The 17460-nt window shown below is 62.0% G+C and carries 15 protein-coding genes; 7 read left to right on the top strand and 8 right to left on the bottom strand.

Annotation, left to right across the window (positions count from 1 at the left end; translation table 11 throughout):
• The first annotated feature begins 6 nt into the window (after positions 1-6).
• Positions 7-756, top strand: a complete 750-nt coding sequence (locus tag F1002_RS09135; protein WP_150428731.1) for an NRDE family protein — start codon at positions 7-9, stop codon at positions 754-756.
• Here the strand turns inward: F1002_RS09135 and F1002_RS09130 are convergent.
• Genes F1002_RS09130 through F1002_RS09120 form a run of 3 tightly spaced genes read right to left on the bottom strand, consistent with a single transcriptional unit; the run spans position 726 to position 2760 of the window.
• On the bottom strand, positions 726-1208 hold the full coding sequence (locus tag F1002_RS09130; RefSeq protein WP_150428730.1) for a L,D-transpeptidase: 483 nt from the start codon (positions 1206-1208) through the stop codon (positions 726-728). The genes F1002_RS09135 and F1002_RS09130 overlap by 31 nt on opposite strands.
• Entirely contained in the window at positions 1205-1663 is a 459-nt protein-coding gene (tadA, locus tag F1002_RS09125) for a tRNA adenosine(34) deaminase TadA (protein ID WP_150428729.1), read from the bottom strand. Before tadA ends, F1002_RS09130 begins: the two co-directional genes overlap by 4 nt.
• Positions 1660-2760, bottom strand: a complete 1101-nt coding sequence (locus F1002_RS09120) for a trypsin-like peptidase domain-containing protein (RefSeq protein WP_150428728.1) — start codon at positions 2758-2760, stop codon at positions 1660-1662. The genes tadA and F1002_RS09120 overlap by 4 nt, the downstream gene beginning before the upstream one ends.
• Positions 2761-3326: 566 nt before the next feature.
• Here F1002_RS09120 and F1002_RS09115 point away from each other — a divergent pair.
• The 6 genes from F1002_RS09115 to F1002_RS09095 all read left to right on the top strand — a co-directional run bounded on the left by F1002_RS09115 (position 3327) and on the right by F1002_RS09095 (position 12593).
• On the top strand, positions 3327-4160 hold the full coding sequence (locus F1002_RS09115) for a WYL domain-containing protein (RefSeq protein WP_150428727.1): 834 nt from the start codon (positions 3327-3329) through the stop codon (positions 4158-4160).
• Positions 4142-5638, top strand: coding sequence for a Wadjet anti-phage system protein JetA family protein (locus F1002_RS20950; RefSeq protein ID WP_191090351.1), 1497 nt, complete (start codon positions 4142-4144; stop codon positions 5636-5638). Before F1002_RS09115 ends, F1002_RS20950 begins: the two co-directional genes overlap by 19 nt.
• Complete coding sequence (locus F1002_RS09110) at positions 5635-6297, top strand: DUF4194 domain-containing protein (RefSeq protein WP_191090350.1); 663 nt, start codon at positions 5635-5637, stop codon at positions 6295-6297. The genes F1002_RS20950 and F1002_RS09110 overlap by 4 nt, the downstream gene beginning before the upstream one ends.
• Positions 6294-9737, top strand: a complete 3444-nt coding sequence (locus F1002_RS09105; RefSeq protein WP_150428725.1) for an SbcC/MukB-like Walker B domain-containing protein — start codon at positions 6294-6296, stop codon at positions 9735-9737. Before F1002_RS09110 ends, F1002_RS09105 begins: the two co-directional genes overlap by 4 nt.
• Positions 9738-9757: 20 nt before the next feature.
• The gene (locus F1002_RS09100; protein ID WP_150428724.1) at positions 9758-10921 is read left to right on the top strand and encodes a Wadjet anti-phage system protein JetD domain-containing protein; all 1164 of its coding nucleotides are present in this window, start codon (positions 9758-9760) and stop codon (positions 10919-10921) included.
• An 82-nt stretch (positions 10922-11003) separates the two neighbouring features.
• Positions 11004-12593, top strand: coding sequence for an LA2681 family HEPN domain-containing protein (locus tag F1002_RS09095; RefSeq protein WP_223879522.1), 1590 nt, complete (start codon positions 11004-11006; stop codon positions 12591-12593).
• A gap of 160 nt (positions 12594-12753) precedes the next feature.
• Here the strand turns inward: F1002_RS09095 and F1002_RS09090 are convergent, their stop codons facing one another.
• The 5 genes from F1002_RS09090 to trbL are packed head-to-tail and all read right to left on the bottom strand — an operon-like array spanning position 12754 to position 17451.
• Positions 12754-13056 (bottom strand): DUF2274 domain-containing protein, encoded by a 303-nt coding sequence (locus tag F1002_RS09090; RefSeq protein ID WP_150428723.1) that lies wholly within the window; start codon positions 13054-13056, stop codon positions 12754-12756.
• Positions 13053-14342, bottom strand: coding sequence for a TrbI/VirB10 family protein (locus F1002_RS09085; protein WP_150428722.1), 1290 nt, complete (start codon positions 14340-14342; stop codon positions 13053-13055). Before F1002_RS09085 ends, F1002_RS09090 begins: the two co-directional genes overlap by 4 nt.
• Positions 14343-14344: 2 nt before the next feature.
• Positions 14345-15349, bottom strand: coding sequence for a P-type conjugative transfer protein TrbG (trbG, locus tag F1002_RS09080; protein ID WP_150428721.1), 1005 nt, complete (start codon positions 15347-15349; stop codon positions 14345-14347).
• Entirely contained in the window at positions 15346-16050 is a 705-nt protein-coding gene (gene trbF / locus F1002_RS09075) for a conjugal transfer protein TrbF (protein WP_150428720.1), read from the bottom strand. The genes trbG and trbF overlap by 4 nt, the downstream gene beginning before the upstream one ends.
• Positions 16051-16074: 24 nt before the next feature.
• Positions 16075-17451: a P-type conjugative transfer protein TrbL gene (gene trbL / locus F1002_RS09070; protein WP_150428719.1), complete on the bottom strand. Its 1377-nt coding sequence runs from the start codon at positions 17449-17451 to the stop codon at positions 16075-16077.
• Positions 17452-17460 lie beyond the last annotated feature (9 nt).

The raw sequence follows: 17460 nt of genomic DNA, 5'->3' as shown, positions 1-17460 counted from the left end.
GCCGGCATGTGCCTGATTGTCGTCGGTTGGCGGGTACATCCGGACTATCCGCTGGTTGTGGCCGCCAATCGCGACGAATTCTACGCACGTCCCAGCGCGGCAATAACGCGCTGGCCGGATGCCCCCCATGTCATCGGCGGGCGCGATCTCGAAGCCGGCGGAACCTGGCTCGGGATGACGAACACCGGACGCTTCGCCGCCGTTACCAATATCCGGGAACCGGGTGCGGAGAAAGGCATGCTCAGCCGCGGCGCCCTGACCCGTAACTTCCTGACCTCCGAACAACCCGCCAGCGACTATGCCGCGATGCTCGACAACCGGCAATATTCCGGCTTCAACCTCTTGCTGGCCGATGGCGAGGAATTGGTCTACTGCACCAATCGCGACGGACCGCCGCGAAGCCTGCCACCGGGCATTTACGGCCTGTCGAATCATTTGCTCGACAGCCCCTGGCCCAAGCTGGTGACGGCCCGTCGCTGCTTCGCGGCTGCTCTGCCAAGATTACCGGACATATCGCCACTTTTCGAATTGCTGGCCGATGCGGAAATCGTTCCTGACCACGCATTGCCCAATACCGGCGTCAGCCTCGAATGGGAACGCCTGCTGTCCGCCATCTTCGTCCGGTCAGCGGAGTATGGTACGCGGGCATCCACCGTGACCTGGCTACGCCACGATGGCATCGTTTTCATCTGCGAAAAAACCTTCGGCCCCAACGGCCAGGCGATTCAGTCTTCGGTGATCTCGACCGGCGTGTAGCAGGGAACCAGATCAAACAACTCGACGATGTCGGCGTTGCGCATGCGGATGCAGCCGTGCGAGCCCGGCACCCCCATCTCGGCCGTATCCGGACTGCCGTGTATGTAAATATAGCGCCGCATAGTATCGACGCAGCCCAGACGATTGTGTCCGGGCTGACAACCGGACAACCACAATATGCGCGTCAGTATCCAGTCCCTGCCCGGGAATTGCTCGCTGAGCGCTGGTGTCCAGAGCTCGCCGGTCGGCCGGCGCCGGACGAAAACCGTATTTCCCGGCAGTCCGTTACCGATCTTCGCCCGAACGACGTGCAGGCCCCGCGGCGTCTGAAAGCTCCCGGAAACCTCCCCAACACCGGCCAGCGCTGTCGACACCTGGTATTCCCGCAGCAAGTTGCCCCGGTCGTCCACCAACTTCATCTGCTGCCTGGCAACTGATATCCGTAGTTTCATGACGCTTTCCGGCGGCGGCTGGCGAAGAAAGCCGATAGCAGCGTACTGCACTCCTCAGCCAGCACCCCCCCCTCAACCGTTGCATGGTGATTCAGGCGCTCGACACCGAACAAGTCAACAACACTGCCGTGCACCCCGGTTTTCGGATCTCTTGCCCCGTAAACCACGCGACTGATCCGGGCATGCATGATGGCGCCGGCGCACATGGCGCATGGTTCCAGCGTCACGAACAATTCGCACCCCGGAAGCCGGTAGTTGCCAAGATTCCGTGCCGCATCGCGCAACGCCGAAATTTCGGCATGCGCGGTCGGATCGCTTTCCCCGATAGGCGTGTTGAAGCCACGCCCCACGATGACGCCCTCACGAACTACAATGGCACCGACAGGCACCTCTCCGAGACATTCCGCAGCACGCGCCAGGGATAGCGCCTCGCGCATGAAAAATTCATCGTTCATCGTCTGAGCATCGCCGGGTCGTATTGCGTCGGTGCCAGCCCAATCGGCACCATGGGCTTATAGAGAACCTTCTTTGCCGTTTCGGCGGTCAGCGACATGCATTCACTGCCCCCTCCACGATACATGCGCCCGGCCGAGGTGATACCCACCAAATGACCTGCGTCATCGAAAAGCGGGCCACCCGATACGCCTGGGCGACAATAGTTGGAGGTCAGCAAAACCTCCATACCGAGAGGCATTTCACGCCGGATGAGCTTCCCGGTCGACCAGGTCAGCCCTTCGTTGCCGGGGAAGCTGACCGTATGCGTCACCGCTCCGGGGTCCAGTGCTTCCGAACGCCCCCATTCGGCAATATGCGATGGAGCACCCGGCGCACTCAGAAGGCAAACATCCTCGTCATCCTCGAGCTTGGAATACTTGTCGACCTTGACCCGCTCATGTGTCGCGCTATTGATGACCATCAGACCACTCATGGCGTTGCCAGCCACCACATGGCAATTGGTCATTATCCGATCAGGGGCAACCATCACTCCCGACCCTCTGCTCCGCCCTCCCACGACCAGATAGGTCGTCCAGGAAAGATACTCGGCATCGAAACCCGGTTTTTTGGCTGGCCGCTCGAAACGGGTCGTGCGCGTCAGCGTTTGCTGAACCACCACCGTTTCTTCCTGCTGTTTATCGGGTGCAGCTCCCCTCGCTAGCGCCGGTGAGGCGACATCATCACTCACTGCGTGCGGCTGCCCGAGTCCTGGCTCAACCACCGGAACAATCGACGGCACTGCCGACGGCTCCGGCATGGGACGCGTCGAATAGTAATAACCCAGAACCGCCACCCCCGAACTGAGCAAAGCAAACCATTTCAGTCCGCCACCTCCCGTGGCACGGACCTCCTGGCCTCGCAACTCGTCACGCAACAGCCGCTTGTCGTACTCGGCCCGCCGCTGCGGATCGCCCAGGCAGGCATAGGCCTCGCCGACCGCTTTCATATAATCGGCATTGCCTGAGAATTCGTCCGCCAGACGACGATGAGCCGCCTCGATTTCTTCAATCGTCGCCTTGGAAGAAGGCAATCCGAGCACTTGGTAGTAGCTTTTCATCGCATTCCCGACGGAAAAATCCTGGGTCAGGCCATGGCGCCTGACCCATTGGGCCTCATTCCCACTCGATCATCAACAGGTCGCCTAAACCCGCGTGGTTAAAGGGATTGGCTGTGATCAACATAAGGCGTTACCGTCACTTTTACCGTAAGAAGCGCGCATCTTTTGCTGGCGCGGGAGATGGAGCGATTTGCGGGGCGGCAACTCTGGCAACACCATTGTCAACCGACGCTCATCATACCGAATACAGGACCAAACTTCAGCCCTTCTCAGCGTAGCGCACGCTACGCACACCATCTTGCGAGGCCAAGACAGAGCGATCTGTCTGCCGAGACCTAGACGCCCTCAACTGCGAACGCGCCTCGTACAACGCATGCCGTGCACGTTCTTCGGCACAGCGCGCCATCGCCACCAATCGTTCGTAACTGCCTATTTGGCTGCACACGTTGGGTGGAGCGCTTATTCCAAGGGACAGCCGTCGCCGTTGGCTGCAACAGAAACATATGGCTGTACATATCATATGTTTTGCCATATCATTTTGCCAGCCATAACGAGGTGACATATTCATGTCTATTGAGAGGCGTCAGGAAAGAGATGCCAAAGTGGGCCGGATCCTTCTCTGGGAGGGCCGGGTCAGCCGCAGCCGACTCATCGCTGAGTATGGCCTGAGCCCCATTCGGGCCAGCGAATGGCTGCGCGACTTCCGGGAGTCGTACCCGGAGTGGGTAGCCTGGGACAGCAAACTCAAAGCGGATCTGGCAACTTCTAGGGCCTACGCGGATGCCGAGCGCACTGCGAAGGCATCGCGACCCAACGCCATCAGCGCCATGCTGGTCCCGTATGTACCGGACGCGCCCGGCAGGCCGCTTTCCATCTCCTGGGACTTCGTCCACACCTCCCCGCGCACCTTCTCCCGACTAAACCTGGCGATCGTTGATCGCCTGCGGGTGAAGTTCCTCTACTGCTCCATGAACAACCCGGAACCGCACGAGCGGATCATCGAGCCGCACAGCCTATTGAGGGCTGGTCGGCGATGGCACGTCCGCGGCTACTGCCTGCAGCGGAAGGCTTTTCGCGACTTCGTGCTAGGACGCATGAGCAAGGTTCAGTTGCTGTTGGAACCCTCCGAGGTGGACATCGCGACCGACGACGCCTGGTCCACGGTCCTGCAAGTCAAGCTCATCGCTCACCCTAGACTCAGCACTGCACAGCAACTGGTCGTTAGAAACGAATACTTCAACGGGGCCTCAGCACGCGTCGAAAGTTGCAGGGCCGCCCTCCTGAACTACATGGTGCAGGAGCTCATGGCGGCGACGGACGTGGATCGGCAGATTCCCCCCGACTATCAGCTGGCAGTTGAGAACACGGAGGAGTGCCGGCAATGGCTATTCATGACCTGACCGACCAAATTCGCCAAGAGAAGGTGGCCGAGCGCTATCCGCCGCTCTTCAAACGCCTGCCCGACAGACTGTTCGCGCCGCTCGCCTCGGCCAACCGTTTCCAGTATTGGTCACTGCTGTGCGTGCTGCATGCCAAGCGCTTCGGACCCGAGGCACCGCTACCGCCCAGCACCGGCTTCCTGATGCGCGAGATCACGGCCGACATCGCCGAGGAACTTCAGTATCAGGACTGGACCCCGGAGGGTGACGATGTGACACCGGCCACGCCGTTGGCGATCCGGGCCATCATGGTCTTCAATCGCCTGCGCGATGCGGGATGGATCCGCGTGGATCGGGTGGGTGTGCGCGAGATGGTGACGATGGCGCCAGCTGTCGCCCATTTCATGAACCGCCTAGTCGAGTTCGCCCACACCGGCCCGGAATTCGTCTCCGGCAAGATTCGCAGCATTGAGGCCAACCTGAAACTACTCTTGGACGAAAGCACGGATGGCGCTTCGCTGCATGAGGCCGCCCAGCAGTCACGCGCCCTTCTCGAACACGTCCGGATAGCTGGCACCAACGTGCGCGATCTAATGCTGGAGATTGGCCGAGTCGACGCCACCGGCGAATTCGTGCGGCGATTCTTCGACGACTATGTCGAGCGCATGTTCATTGGTGACTACAAGGAGTTGCGCACGCGCGAGCACCCCCTGGCCCGGCGGCAGGAGATCCTGCGCCTGGTGGCACATGTGCAGCAGACGCAGGAACTGCGCGCCCGACTGATTCAGTGGTACTTCGAAAAGCAAGCCGGGCGGGATCCCGCCCGCGCCGAAGCCATGTTCGAGCGCGACATCCAGAAGGTGGAGGATCTACGTCGGATCGACGAGTACCTGGACCGCCTGGACGACGAGATCCGGCGCGCTAACAAGCTGGCGCTGGCCTACCTGGACTACCGGCTGCGTGCCGCTCGTCCCCTCGACGAGCTAATCGGCCATGCCATCGACGCTGTCATCAAGCACGGCAGCAAGGCCGCCACGCTGGCGCCATTTGCGCCCGGTGACTGCATCGTCGGCGAGCGTCTAGCCTCGCCCCGCATCGAAACCAAGCGCCCCCCGCCCAGCGGGCTACGCAAGCAGGTCATGTCTGCGGAACAGGAGGCCAGGGCCCGCCTAGCCCTGATGGCACGGGACCGGCGCACCATGTCACTGCCAAAGCTCGCGGCCTTCGTTCGCCAGCAGCTCGGCGAGTCGGATGCGGTTCCCAGCGCCTCTCTCGAAGTCGACTGCATCGAGTCGGTTCGAGCGCTGCAGGTCTTATGCACCATCGCTGCGGCAAACGCGACGCCCAGCAGGCTACTACGAGCCAACGCGCGGGCAATGAGCAGCGGATTCACCACGGTCCGTATGGAAGGCGAAGAGATCCAGTGTCAAGGCATCTCCCACCTCCCCTTTACGATCGCAAGAACAACCAAGCCAGCCAAGGGAGGGGGCAGCCAATGAGTTTCTGGACGGATGCGGCTGAGGCCACCAAGAACGTGGTCACGGAGGATGATTTCGAGGCGGCGGCCAACCGACTGGTCACTGAGCAGGTTCTATATGCGGCGGATCGGGGCAGCAAGGTGGCCTACGGGCTAATCCGGGACTTCGAACGAGAGTTTAAACGGGCCTTGGAGCCGTTGGGCTACGTAGTGCGGGTCAACAGCCAGTTGCGCTATGCCTACGCCATTCCCAAGCACGCCAGGACGTCGCCGGTCACCGTGGACCAGACACTGCTCGCATTAGTGCTGCGCAAAATATTTGACGAGGAAACGCGATCCGGACACCACGACGAAAATGGCGAGGTCGCCTGCGATCTGGTCACACTGGAGGTCAAGTACAAGCAGACGACGGGCGGCCGCGAGCTTGCCACCGGGGGCAAGCTCGTTGCGCTGATGCAGTGGATGCGGCGCTGGGGCCTCGCCCGGATGTCGGAGGAGGACGCCGATCAGTTCGGTCACGATGCAGACCAACCCTACGTGGTCATCATCCGTCCTGGTATCGCCGAGGTCCTGGGTGAGGCGGCGCTGGCCCGCATCGCCCTCTTCACTAGCCCGGACGCCGAGATTGACCGTACGGCCCATGCAAGCGCCTCCACCAATGACGAAGGTGGTGCCGCATGAAGAAACTGATCCGAATCCGGGTAGTCCAGTTCTTTTTGTACGAGATGCGCGACGTCGACGTCAGCATGAACTGCGGCATATTCGGCGCCAACGGCAGCGGCAAGTCCTCTCTCCTGGACGCCGTGCAAATCGTCATGCTTGGGGCCAACGAGAGCCGAGGCAGCGCAGGCGTCGCCTTCAACGCACAGGCTGACGAGTCAAACCACAACAGCCGCAATATCCGTAGCTACTGCCTTGGCCAGTACGGCGACTCCCCGGATGCCCGCGTGCGCGACAGCGCCAATACCTACATCACGCTGGTTTGGGAGGACACCGCGACCCGAGAGATCGTCTCCACGGGTGTGAGCATCTACGTGAGCGCCGACCGCGAGAAGTCCGACGTGCAAGGTCGCTACATTCTCCCAGCGGACCTCGCGCTCAGTGACCACCTGGAACTCGTCGACGGCGAATACCAGCCGCGGCCATGGGCGAGCTTCAGGCAGATGCTCTCGCAGCGTGCTCAGGGCGAGGAAGTGCTATTCCACGACTCCGAGCGCTTCGTCAACGCGATGCTGTTTCGACTGAGGGGTGCGCGCGGGGCACCGCGCTTGGATGCCTACCGCCAAGCATTCCGTTTCGGGCTACGCATGAAGTTCGACAAGAGCGTCGACGACATCGTCCGCCAACAGGTGTTGGAGACTCGGCCGACCAACATCAAGCGCTTCAAGGAGGTGTTGCATACCTTCCAGGAGATGGCTGCCCTAGTACGCAGCGTGCAGGCCAAGCTCGACGAGGCCGAGTTGATCGAAACGGATTTCGCCGATGCGCACCGGCGCAATATCCACTCGGTCTCGCTCGCTGCCTTGGCCCAGGCGGCTGAGCTTGAGGTCGCCAACGAGGCGGTGACCGCTGCGGAGGAGGCCGAAGGTCGGGCAGCAGCAGATCTGGAAGTCGCCATCGTCCGGCGTAACGAAGTGAACCGTCAGGTCGAGGCAGCCGAGCAGCACGCACGCGACAGCGCCTCAGACAGGGACAAGCACACGTCCCATGCAGACGCTGCGCTGCTGCGCGAGAGCCTCGTCGGGATACAGAACCGGCTCACCGAACAAAGAATGGGGCTGCATCGCAGCATCAAAGCCATCGGCAAGGCCATCGATGCACAGATACCCGGCAAGCTCGTCGCCGACAGCGCCGAGGCCACTACGCTAGCGTTCAGGGACATCCATGCCCTGTTGGAAGGCGAGAAGCTCGGCAGCCGCGACGCAGTGGAGTCAACCGTCCGCAAGGCGCTGCGCGCGGCCAAACTGCTCAGCAACGAGGTGTTCGAGGAAATGCAGTCCGTCGGTCGTGCGCAGGTAGCGGCCGAAGCCGACCTGGCTGGTGTGCGAGAAAACCAGGAGCGCATTGCCAAGGGAAAGCCACCTCTGGAAGGACCGGCTGCGGCGCTCAAACGTGTACTGGCGAACGCTGGCGTGGACGCCACCCCGGTTTGCGACCTTGTGCGCGTCGACGACGCGGACTGGCAACCAGCTATCGAGTCCTATCTGGGCACGTCGAATATGCAAGCGCTGCTGGTCGACGAGGCCGACGAGCGCAAGGCATTTCGGGTGTCGCGCCAGGCCGGGGTCTACGAGGCGAAGGTCGTGATGCCGAGCAAGTTCTCCAACCGCGGCAGTCCCAGGCGAGGTGCAGTGGCCGAGCTGATCAGCGGCAATAGCGCAGCGGCGGTGAACTACCTGCGGTCCAAGTTCGGCGACACACAGCGGGCGGATACCGAGGACGAGTGCTTTGCCCATCGCTTCGCGATGACCAAGGACGGTATGTTGCTGGCCGACGGCGAGATGGTGCGCAAGAAGCCGATTGATCCCGCCTTCTTCAAGATCGGCCCGACCTCAACGGCAACGCGTACCTCGATCGCCGAACGAGCCCGCAAACTCGAAGAGCAGGTTGAAACGCTCAAGGACCGCTACGCCAAGCTCAAAGTCCTTTTGAACGACCTCAGCCCATTCGTGGGTGGGGAGCAGGACAAGGTCCTGGACATCCTAGAAGCCTTTGATCGGCTTTCCAGGGAAGCCAGCAACGAGGTGGATCTGACGCAGCGCCTACAAGCCTTGAACACTGAGGAGTATCGACAGCTGGTGCAAGTAGCCGAAGAAGCAGACGCGGCAGTGATCGAGTTGCGCAAGCAGCACCTCGATACGGTTCAGGCCGTCGGCGCCGCGGAGACTGAATACCGACAAAAGACCGAGGACACAAAGAAGAAGCAGGCTTTGGCTCTCACCCAGAAGGAGATCGCCGATGCGGCGCGTGCGGCTGAGGGCTTCGACGCCGGCTACGCGTCGGACCAGTGGGAGAGGCTGCTGACGCGCCAAGGCTTGTCGTTCCGCGAGATCGTCACTGACTGCACTCGCCGCAGCAATGGTGCCAAGGACGACTCTCGCCAGAAGGCGTCGAACGCCATGCAGAAACTGTCAGCCTTCCTCGTCAGGCACAACGAGTTCATGCCGGCAGGCACGCAAGACGACTGGCGCAGTGCGCGTGCTTGGCTGGAGGCGAGGGTCATAATCCTGACTGAGACTGGCCTACGAGAGAACAAGGCCCGGATGGAAGACGCCTTGAGCGCGGCAAAGAGCACTTTCCGCAACGATGTTGCGGTAGCGCTGCACGAGCACCTTGAGTGGTTGAGCGACACCATCAACCGGATGAACGAGGCCTTGCGCCTGGCGCCGATGTTTACCAACAACGAGCGCTATCAGTTCCGCGCGCATGTGCGACCGGCCTTCGCGGTGCTGCTGAAGTTCATCAAGGACGTTGCCCAGTACGGCCCGACTGAGGACTTGCTCGGCGGAGCTGGAGAACTGCCCAAGGAGTTCGAGGAGTTGATGCGTGAAAAGGCGGTCACCGGCGCTGCCGCAATCAAGTCCCCTCTAGACGACTATCGCGAATTCTTCGACTTTGATATCGAGGTGCTCCGCGAGGAAGCCTCCACAGGCACGATCAAGCACATCGGCTGGCTCAGCAAGCGCGTCGGGTCCGGTTCGGGCGGCGAGCATCGTGCTCCACTCTACGTGATCGCAGGCGCCGCGCTGTCGTCGGCCTACCGGCTGGAACGTGGCGACGACACCGGCATCCGCCTGCTGGTCATCGACGAAGCTTTCATCAAGATGGACCCGAGGAACATCGTGGCCACCATGCGTTACTTCGAGGAGCTGGGCCTACAGGTCTTCATGGCCAGCACGGGCGATGCATTGGGCAGTTTGACCGCCTTCCTTGATAGGTACTACGACATCATGCGCGACGCCGAGAGCAACGTGGTGGTGCTTGAGGGCCACGACGTATCCCCTGAGACGCGCGAGATGTTCCGCGCCGACCTGCCGGAATTCAACCCGGAACTGGTTGAAGCGGAGATCAGGAGACAATACCAGCCGCAGGCGCTCTCGACGGAGGGTATCGCAACGTGAGCCGGCGAGACCAGACCGAGATGGATCCGCTGGCCAGAAAGGTCCTGGAGCGTCTACTGAGGTCCGCCGATAAGCACGAGGCCGGCACCGTGGTCCGACGCCCTGTCCTGACGAACTCAGCATTGTCCGAGTATCGCGAGTTACGCAGCCTGAAGGCCAAGGAGAACTTCGAAGCGGTGTTGGCATACGCTCAGGCGGAGGGAGCGATCATGGTCCAGCGCCCTCGGCATGACCCCCAAGGCCTCGTCGAGCGCGTCGAACTAATTGACGTCGTCCAGCTGGCCGCAATTTTGGGAAAACTACCCCATGCGATGCGGGTCCAGTCCGCGAGACAGACCCTCACCGCACGATTCGACGAGCACCCGATATTGAACGACGTCCTGTCCAACTGGGAGAAGCTCAAGAAGGTCCGCGGCACTGGGCCTGACGCCGCCGACAACTGGGCCATGGCCTGTGACGTCATCTCCTACTGCCAGGCCCAGGTGGCGCTCGGCGCCACGGAGACGCCGGTGCGGGATGCTAGCGCGCGCCTGTTCAAGGACAGCAAGCGCATCGAATCCTTGGTGCCTTGCCTGGATGTGTTGCTGGCAGGGAACGTTGAGGATGATGCACGCCCGGAAGCTGAGGTACTACAAGAGCTTGGTCTCTATCGCGAGCCACAGCCAGCGCGTCTGGCCGGTAACATCGTGGTCCGTCGGGAGCGTGGCTCGTTCCCGTTGGACTGCCCCTACGGCGCCCTCCCCCCGTCCACGGTGCTGGGCCTTGAATCCATGCCCAGCCAAGTGCTAACCGTCGAGAATCTGACCACGTTCCATGTGTGGGCACGCCAGCACTGTGACTCCGATGTGCTGTGTCTCTACACCGCAGGCATGCCATCCCCGGCCTGGCGGGCAATGTACATCCGGCTACTCTCCGTGCTCCCGATATCAACTCCAGTGCTGCACTGGGGCGACGTCGACGAAGGGGGATTTCGGATCGCGGCTTATTTGAGCCGGTGTGCAACCGAAGCTGGCCATGTCCTTCGACCTTGGAAGATGCGTCCGGCGGATGTTCCCGATTCGCAACGCAGGGTGGCGCCGACGCGCACCGTGGATCGAATGGTCAAATACGCCTGTGAGGCCGGTTGGAACGACATTGCGCACGAGTTGGCGGAAGCCAAGCTCGTCGCCGAGCAAGAGGGTTGAGGTTACGACAGTTGGCAACAACCAAACTCTATTTGCTCAAGACCACCCAGGCGCTGTTCCGGGCCAAGAAACGATAAAGGCGATGACCACCAATCCTGGATTCGACAACCTCAACAAGCAGTGTGAACGCAGCATCACGAAAATGAGCGATGCCGAGGCGCTCGCACACATCGGCCAGTTGGTCGACGATGCCTTCGACGCATCCTTCGAGCGTGGCGCCAAACGCGCGCTTTATTTGCTCGACGAATTATCTAAACGAGAACTCATCGACACGGATGGTGCCCTGGTCGAGTATTTCCGAGCCAATGCTTGGGCGGCGCTGTCGCATATAGCGAATGTCCGACGATCCTGGTCTTGGGAAGCACCAGAACGGCAGGCAGAACTGCTTGCACTATCGCGCGCCTCAAACCATGCCGGCTTTGCGAGCCTCGATAAGGTTCGTCAATGCCAAATCCTTACCAACCACGCGAACCTTCTAAATACCGTCGGTCGCACGATTGACGCGATCGCCGTTTGGGACGCTGCTCTGAAGATCATTCCAAGCTTTGCGCTGGGATGGGGTAACCGTGGCTGCGGGCTTGGAGCTTATGCCCGCATGGTGTTTGATGACTATGAGCGCGCGATCCTGGCTTTGCATGCTTTCGACAGTCTTCGTTCCTCAATTGAGGAGAATGCATTTTTCGATTCCGGCGATCCACAAGGGGCGGTAACCTATTTCGCTGGTCAGGCGACTGAACTCGCTGGTGCCATCAATATTGACGCAGTCCGGGGTATCCAGAACCTCGATCATGGCAACGCTGGCCGGTCTAAGACCGAACGCGCCTATCGTCGCTGGAGCCTTGAACGCCGTCTCTTCCTGTGCCCCCTGAACGATCTTGGACCGCATCTTGCGGCAGCCACCGACGACCTAATGCTGCCGCCTCTGATCGAAGGGTTTAATGACCGTCCCGACGGACATCTGCCCCCACCAATCGTTGGCTTCTTCAGTCAGATGAAGCAGGAGTATGCCTCAGCGCGCTTCATGCTGTTCGAGGGAATAAGCAGCACACAGGTCCACTTCTCGGATCGCGGGGTCGCGCTCACCGACACGCTCGACTATCCACTCTATTCGTTAGCGAGCGAGCGGGTCCGCACGGCCTTCCGCATAGCCTACTCCCTGCTCGACAAGGTCGCCTTTCTTGTTGATCGATACTGGAACTTAGGCAAGATACCGGACAGAATTAGCTTTAAGAACGTCTGGATGATCGAGAACAAGGCGCGCCTGCTCCCACTGTTCGAGAAATGCGACAATCTGCCACTGCGTGGCTTGTTCTGGTTGTCGAAGGAGCTGTTTGATGACCAGCTCAAGCAGACAACCGCGGCCGATGCTCGTGAACTGCACAGTATCCGCAATGCGCTGGAGCACACCTATCTGCGTGTAAACGAGGGCTGGGCCAAACCGTTCATGATAAACGGGACGAGCAACGACAGCTTCGGCATCGCCATTGGCAGCGACGAACTCGAAGCCAAAGCGATCCGAGTCATGCAGATGGCACGATCCGCACTGTTCTACGTATCCTTCGCGATCGGCATCGAAGAGCGGAAGAAACAACTCGTGAATCCCGGTCAGTTTATCGGATCGATGCCGCTCTATAGCCTTGACGATAAGCGGAAGCGACGTGATCCATGCTAAGCCAGTGCAAAACGACCACCTCGCCCCAGAAACTGCTGGCCCGCGTGAGTCCGAAGCACCGATTCGATGAACAGCAGCAGAATCTGAAGCATTGGCCCTGCCCCATCTGCTTTTCCGATTTATCGCCCCAATTGGAATAATCTATTCAGTCGTAGCCAGACTACGACGGCGATGACTTTTCAAAATCCCCAGACTGACCCTCTGCTTCCTTTCGGCTCCGTGGCGCGGGACGAACTCCGGCCCCCTCCCCCTTGCTTCGCCGGAATCCTCTATCACGGACCATGAACGCCTCCAGCATGTGCGGAATCAGCGCTGCCGCATCAATAGTCTCGCCATAGGTCTGCGCATGCAGCGCGGCGTAGCGATCAAGGTCCGCCTTGAGGCTGGTCGGGCAAATGAAGGTCAGCTTGATACTCTCAGTCTTGGGTAGCGGCCCCAGTCGTAGCTTACGTGCAGTGCTCATCGTGAAGTCCCCCGGTTGAAAAACAGCGGCTGATAGGGCCGCAGCACCAGATCACGATTGACGATGATGCGCACGGGCAGGCCCGGCCGCTCGGTCAAGGTGGGCTGGATGTTGAGGTTGCGCCGGGTCATCTCTTGGCCGACCTGGTTCACGCTGTCCTGCAAGCTGTTGCGTCCGGCATTGATGACCCGATCGCCGTTCTGGCGGTTCTCCGGCGCGGCCAGTTCGGCACCGACACCCAGCAGCGTCGTCAGTGCCGCGCCGGCAAAGATGCGATCCCAGTGCCAATCGACACCATCCTCCAGGCCAGAATTGCCAGCGGGGTCGGCGCCGGCCAAATTGTCCAGCGTCAGTGAAGACGTGTCGGGCAGGATGATCCGATTCCACACTACCTGAACCCGGCTTTGCCCGTAGCTCACCTGGCTGTTGTAGCGACCGAGGATGCGCGAGCCTTGCGGGATCAGCAGAAACTTGCCCGTGGCCGTGTCATAGACCGGCTCCGTCACCGTGGCGATCACGTCGCCCGGCAGATCGGACTTGATGCCTGTGACCAGCGCGCCCGCGATCACCGTCCCGGCCATCACCTGATACGGCGAAGCTGGCATCTTCAGATTCGCGGAATTACGGGTTTCCGTGGAACCGGCTTTCAGGAATGCCTCTTTCTGGTCCTGCCGGTTCTGCACGGCGGTCGGATCGGCGGGTTGTGCTGCTGTCGAGGCCGGCCCGGCGGCCATCGGGTCGAAGCCCGACAGGCCGGACGCTGGACTGGCCGTGGCCACCTGCGTTGGCGTAGGAGCGGCGCGCTGGTTGCTGGAACGGAAGAACACCGAGGCCCCCGCCGCCGCTTCCGCTTCCTTGCTGTATGCGCCGTGCTTAGCGGTAGCCGGAGCTTGGCCTGGAGGCGTGTAGGTGCGAGCCACTGGCTGCTGCGATTTCACGATGGCTGGCCCCAAGTCGCCCGGCAGCGGCGGCCCCAGCTCGGGAACTTGAGGAGGCAAAGCACGCGGCAGCTTGGAGTAATCGGTCGGAAGCTGATCCAGGCCCTCCGAGCGAGACACGCGATCCACGTTGTAAAGCTCGGCTTGTTCGCCTGCACTGCGCTTGCGCGATTGTAGCGACCACATGGTTGCACCCAGCACGGCTACGGCGAGGCCACCTGCCAGGATCGCCAACGTGCGCCGGTTCAGGCGTGTCACCGGGCGCGGCTGTGCGCGCAGCGTTACCGCCTCGGGGGCTACCTTGCCAGCCTGTGGCGCCGCAAGGTCGGGAGTGTCGTCCTGGCTCATGGTCAGTTCCCCCGTGCAATGCCATCCGTGCGTTCGATGCGCACCACGTCGCCTTTGTCGCCGCCCAAGCGCAGTTCGGCCGCACCGAACAGCCGATCGACGATGTAGTACGGCGGACGGAAACGGTAGTTCACCAGTTGGCCATCGCCCCGCGCACCGATTACGAACAGCGGCGGCAGCTCGCCTTGCGCGATGCCGGGCGGGAACTGGATGTAGACCTTCTCGCCGTCATCGAAGGCACGCAGCGGTTTCCACGGCGGCGTGTTGCCGCTGATGGCGTAGCGGAAGCGAATCTTCTCCAACGACAGGCCGCTATCGACCGGGGCGGTCGCCTGCGCGGCCTGCGCCTGACGTTGCAGGGCCAGCATCCGATCTTTAGGGTATTCCCACGACACGGAAGCCATCCAGGCGCGTTCGGTCGAGGTCAGTTCGATCAGGTAGGTGCGCCGACTGGTGGTGATGACCAGATTGGTTTTGAGGCCCGAGCGGATCGGCTTGACCAAAACGCTGACGTGCAGCGCCTCACCATTACCACTGGAGGTGTCCCCGACGATCCAGCGCACCGTATCGCCGGCGGCGACCGTCACCAGTTCCTCGCCGGATTGGAGAGAAATCACCGTCACCCGTCCAGGCGCAGCATAGACTTGGTACAGCGCGCCATCGGTGAAGGGCCAGACCTGAATGGCGTTGACGTAGCCCTCGCGCGTGGGCGCAATGCGCGCCTCGGCATTGGCCCGCGAGACCCGGAGCTTCTCATCGGCAGGCTCAGGTGCCGTCTTGGCCTCGATGCTCTCCGGCAGCGGCTTCATCTGAGCCAGCATCGGCAGCACCTTCGGCACCTCCACCACTTCAACCGGTTTGGGTGGTTCGGGCAGCGGCTGGGCCTGCACCGGCTCATCGAGCGAGATGGTCGGCGGCGGTGTGCCCTGCGTGGCGCAGCCCTGCAACGACAGCACAGACGCTGCAAGCGTCAACACGAAAGCGTAAAAGCGGAAAGACGGGTTCATGGCTTGGCTCCTTCGGCGGCATCGAGTTCGCGGCTCCACGATAGTCCGTTGACGTAGATGCCCAATGGGTTCTTGCGCAACCGCTGCTCGGTCCGCGGGGTTTGCAGGACGGTGGAAATCACGGCGTTCCAGCGCTCGGTGCCGGCCGGCGCGCCATTGACGAAGCGCTGCTCGCTCCAGCGCACGTTGAAAGATGCGTCGCTGGCGCGCACGACGCTGGTGATCTGCACCGTGACCGACTCCTTGCCGACGCGCGCGAACGGGTCATGGGTGCGGGCGTACTCGTTGAGCACGCCTGCGCCGCGGTCGGTGGTGTAGTCGTAGGCGTCGAGCCAGTTCTGCCGCACGACGATGGGATCGATGGACAGGGAACGAACCAGCACGACGAAGTGCGCCAGGTGGTAGGCGATCTGCGCATCGTTCGGCCGGTACGGCGTGGCGGCTTCGCCGACCGCCCGAACCTGGCCAGCCTGATCCACCTCCACCACATAGGGCGTGACGATGGACTGTGCCGAACGCCAGACCAGGCCGCCGGCCATCAACAGCGCGAGCACCAGACAACCGAAGGCCATCAGCCGCCAGTTCTTGGCCTGTACGCGGGCCGAGCCGATACGCTCGTCCCACACCTGGGCGGCGGATTGGTAGGGAGTGGCAGGCTGCGGCGTATCGGCATAGCGCACCTGCGGGCGTTTGAATCGCATGGCTTGTTCTCCTTGTGAATCGGTTCAATCGTCGGAACTGTGCAAACTCGGGCCGCTGCTCGAACCACCGCCGTCGCCTCCACGCAGCGTGTGCGCGGTAGTCGCGGCGGCATGGCTGATCTGCTGTCGGCGGTGCAGGCGCTTGGCCCAGGCGGGTTGTGTCTGTTGCTGGTCGGCAGCGCCGGCATCGGTTTCGTTGGCAGTGGATTGACCTGATGCGGCGGTTCCACCGGAAACCGGTCCCGCCTCGTCGGAACGGAAGGCGGCTGCCGCCCGTTCCTTGAGCGAACGCATCCCAGCGGCGGCCTTTTGGCCGACGGCTTGCGCGCCGGTCTTGGCAACGTTGCCCACACCGGTAGCCGCGCCCTTGAGACCACCGCCCGCAGCAGCGGAACCCGTTTGATAGGCCGTTCGCGCACTGCTCGCGGTCGAGGCCGCGGCACGCACACTGCTGACAGCCATCTTGGCGGCGGCGGGCGCCATGCGCGCGCCGGCCGCCACCGCACTGCCCACGCCGGTTGCGGCAGCGCCGACCGCGATAGCTGTACCGGCTGCGCCCATCGCTGCACCGGCCATCGCGCCCGCGCCAAGCTGCGGCGCCCCGGACACCAGGCCCGTGGCGATGCCGGGGCCGAAGATGCCGAGTGCCAGCATGGCGAGCGAGGCCAGCATCACCACCAGAGCGTGGTCAATGGATGGCTCACTGGGCGTGACCTGGAATTCGGCGAACAGGCCCGTGCCGATCCCGACGATCACGGCCAGCACCAGCACCTTGATGCCCGAGGACACCACGTTGCCGAGCACCTTCTCGGCGAGGAAAGCGGTCTTGTTCCAGAGCGCGAATGGCACCAGCACGAAGCCGGCGAGCGTGGTCAACTTGAATTCGATCAGCGTGACGAAGAGCTGTACCGCCAGCACGAAGAAGCTGATGATGACGATCAGCCAGGCGAGGAACATCACCACGATGGGTGCGATGTTGATGAACACCTCCGGGAAGCCGGCCATCTCGCTGATCTGTTGCAGGATGGGCGCAGCCGCGTCGATGCCGGTCTTGGCCAGACGCCCCGGCTGCAGGAAGGTTGCCATGGTCAAGGTCGAACCGGAAGCCGTCAGGCCAAGGCCGGCGAAGGACCGGAACACGATGCTCGCCAGCCAGTTGAAGTTGCCGATGATGTAGGCGAAGGCGCCGACGTAGAGCACCTTGCGCAGGAGCTTGGCCATCACGTCTTCGCCCTGGCCGGTGGCATGGCCCAGTGCCCAGTAGAGGCCGGCCAGGGTCATGTCGATCGCCACCAGCGTCGCGGTCAGGAAAGCGACTTCACCGTGCAACAGGCCGAACCCCGAATCGATGTACGTGGAGAAGACGTTGAGGAAACGGTCGATGACGGAGACGTCGTTCATGGCCGCATC

The sequence above is a fragment of the Dechloromonas sp. CZR5 genome (genome assembly GCF_008711155.1).
GTDB lineage: Bacteria > Pseudomonadota > Gammaproteobacteria > Burkholderiales > Rhodocyclaceae > Azonexus.
The sequence above is the reverse complement of the archived record's forward strand: the minus strand, read 5'-3'. Positions and strand labels throughout refer to the sequence as shown.